Below are 3,301 nucleotides of genomic sequence, written 5' to 3' on the forward strand. Positions count from 1 at the left end.
ACAAATGAGGTAAATACATGGTATATTAGAACTGGATTTGTAATGTTGAAATACCTGCCGCCTATTTCAACGTCACTACAACAATTCACACAGATTTCACCTAAAAATAATACCCAATAATTCAATATGGTTTCACCAAGAATATCTTTTAAAGAAAATAAATTACCAGACGGACCAAAAGCTCCTGCATTATTTCAGATGCTCAATTGGATTTCTCGACCTTTTGAGTATCTAGAAGAATGCACTGATAAATACGGCGATATCTTTACTATAAGGCTATTAGGATTTCCTCCATTCGTATTCATAGCACATCCTCAAGGGATTAAAGAGATTTTCTTTGCTGATGCCCAATGTTTTGATGCGGCACGTATAAATAACAATGGAGGGGGTCGTCTTATCATGGGAGATAATTCCTTAATCTTAATGGACGGCCCTCGTCACGAAAGGGAACGTAAATTACTTATGCCGCCTTTTCATGGAGATAAAGTAAAATCTTATGCCAAGTCAATCTGTGAAATAACTGAAAAAGTAGCTTCTCTTTGGAAGATAGATAAACCTTTTATTGGTACAGAAGTTACTCAAGAGATTACCCTCAAGGTAATTATGCAAGTAGTATTTGGATTTAGCGAAGGGAAAAAATGCGACCAACTTAGATCCGCCATAGCTCATTGGTTAGAACTTACCTCTTCTCCAACGCGCTTGAGTTTTATATTCTTGAAACCTCTGCAAGTAGACTTAGGATCTTGGAGTCCTTGGGGCAACTTTATCAGAGCCAAACAAAAAATTTACGACCTATTCCAAGCAGAAATAGAAGATAAACGCACTCATCCCGAAAAACGTGGCAATGACATCCTCAGTTTAATGCTATCTGCAACTGACTCAGAGGATCAGGTAATGAGTGATGAACAGTTAAAAGATGAATTAATTACTTTGTTATCTGCTGGACATGAAACAGTTGCTAATGCTCTAGCTTGGGCTTTTTACTGGCTTGCAAAAAATCCCTCAGTAAAAGAAAAGCTCTTACAAGAAATTGATAGTTTAGGCAAAAATCCCGATCCGATTGAAATATCTCGTCTTCCATATTTAACGGCTATTTGTCAAGAAACATTGCGAATTTATCCGGTAGTACAGGTGGCTTTGGCGAGATTTGCGAAACAAGATGTAGAAATAATGGGTCGTTTTTTAAAAGCTGGGACCACATTTATTCCCAGCATTTATTCAATTCATCATCGAGAAGATTTGTATCCAAATTCCCAACAATTCAGACCAGAAAGATTTTTGGAGCGTCAATATACTGCTTATGAATTTCTTCCTTTTGGTGGTGGCGTGAGACTTTGTTTGGGTCACGCCTTGGCTATGCTAGAAATAAAACTGGTAATAGCTTCAATCGTATCTAAATACAACTTAGAATTAGCTGATGATAAACCCATTAAACCAATACGTCGCAGCGCGGTAATCGCACCCTCAAATGGAGTACCTTTAGTTTTGACGGGTTTTCGCTAATTTGTCATGGGGTTGTCGTTGATATCCCCAGTTTCTAGTTTTGCACTCCTAACTAGGGCATCTATCTCAAGAGCAGGGATCTTCCGTACTTAGTGTGCCAAATTATTAGTTTTTGGTTTCCTACACCCTAGCTGGCTAAGATTTCAAGGCGATCGCCCCGTCTGGAGCAAGTTCCATAAGACAAGCTAAGGGTAAATAATCTCAAAGCCTTACCTAGCAAAGCCTTGAGCATAAATTTAAGTTAACGCGAGCACACTAAGTACGGAAGAGCCGATATTTTACTCCTTTTTCTTGCATCCGAACAGGCTTATCTGACCGGATTATCCATACAGTGTCACCTTTTCTTTCTTCTTCCGCAAGCCCTAACAAGTCTATATTCCAGATGTATGGTATTTTGGAGAAACACAAACCCGTATTTTACTTAGTCTAATACCGCTTTGAAAAAAAATGCGAAACATGATGACTCACATATAGGTTCTATCTGTCGCAATCATTTTTTGAATTGGTATAAGTTTTGGCATTTTGTCCTTTGTAGTTTATTTTGTATTATGGTCAGCGAATTTGGGAAAGCCTCAGAGAGAAAGCTAAGCCGATCGGAAACAGGAGTCGAGAAAAATCCCCTGAATCTGAGCGCCAGTTGGTACATCGCTATGCTCTCTAAAGAATTGCGGAAAAAGCCAAAAGCCATTGAGTTATTCGCTCAGTCCTTGGTCGCTTGGCGAGATGAAAAGGGTAACCCAGTGATCATGGAGCGTTTCTGTTCGCACATGGGCGCTAGTCTGGCACTTGGGGAGGTAAAAGAGGGTTGTCTTCAATGTCCGTTTCATCACTGGCGGTACGATGATTCTGGAGAATGTGTTTCCATCCCTGAGATAAACCATATTCCCCCAACTGCGCGTCAGGCGATTTATGTCACACAAGAAAGATATGGTTACATTTGGGTCTGGTATGGTACCCAGACTCCTCTGTTTCCCCTGCCTGAGTTTCCACCTGCTGAAGACAAGCAGCATTATATGTCTCTTTCCTTAACATTCAATGCCAAAACCTCGGCACTACAGATACTGGAAAATGCGTATGATTATCGTCATGCAGTCACAGTACATAAGGTGCCCCTTACCTCCACTGAAGTCACTCTGCTTGATGAGCTTCCTCTAGGTGTAGGTGAGCAAAACGAACTACGTACTAAAAACGAAGCTTCGTATAGGATTTTAATAGAAAGCAAGATTAAGAAATATGGTGGTTCAATAGGTTTATTAGCGAAGGTTTTAGGGCTTAGTGTTGAAACCACGAAGGGTCAAGTAGACACCTGGCCTAGTGGACATTTAGCCTCATATTCTAACGATGGCAAGGAGGCATATTCGATGCTACAGGGCATCACTCCAGTAAGTGAAAACAATACAACCGGGCATTTTTTATTTGCGATCAAGAAAACTGGCTTTTTTTTGCTGGATATACTTTTTTTTGCTGTTTTTAGTCGTCTAAACAAACTTATTTTTGAAGAGGATGTACCGATTTGGAATACTCTAAACAATGATAAGGGAGGGGTTTATGTCAAGCACGATCGACCCGTCTTGAAGCTCAGAGAATTTTATCAAAGTTGGGTCGATAAGGTTAAAATTTAGTGCTACAAATTCCTGGTTAAGTAGGTGAATTTGTTAATTCTATTGACACCTCTTTTTACCCATAAATCAAACCACCATCAAATTTACTAACGCAAGTTGCTAGTAGAAGTAGGCGGGAGTTAACCTACCATTGATTATTGCTTCAATGCTTTGCCCAAATAAGTCCATTTGAAGGG

General features: G+C 39.8%; 2 protein-coding genes. Both read left to right on the top strand.

Annotation, left to right across the window (positions count from 1 at the left end; all coding sequences use genetic code 11):
* Positions 1-126 precede the first annotated feature (126 nt).
* Positions 127-1,503: a cytochrome P450 gene (locus tag QUB61_RS07435; RefSeq protein ID WP_333125614.1), complete on the top strand. Its 1,377-nt coding sequence runs from the start codon at positions 127-129 to the stop codon at positions 1,501-1,503.
* 437 nt (positions 1,504-1,940) lie between these two features.
* Positions 1,941-3,125, top strand: coding sequence for a Rieske 2Fe-2S domain-containing protein (locus QUB61_RS07440; RefSeq protein WP_333125610.1), 1,185 nt, complete (start codon positions 1,941-1,943; stop codon positions 3,123-3,125).
* Positions 3,126-3,301 lie beyond the last annotated feature (176 nt).

This window comes from Microcoleus sp. C2D2 (genome assembly GCF_036702495.1).
In the GTDB taxonomy this organism is placed as follows: Bacteria; Cyanobacteriota; Cyanobacteriia; order Cyanobacteriales; family Microcoleaceae; genus Microcoleus.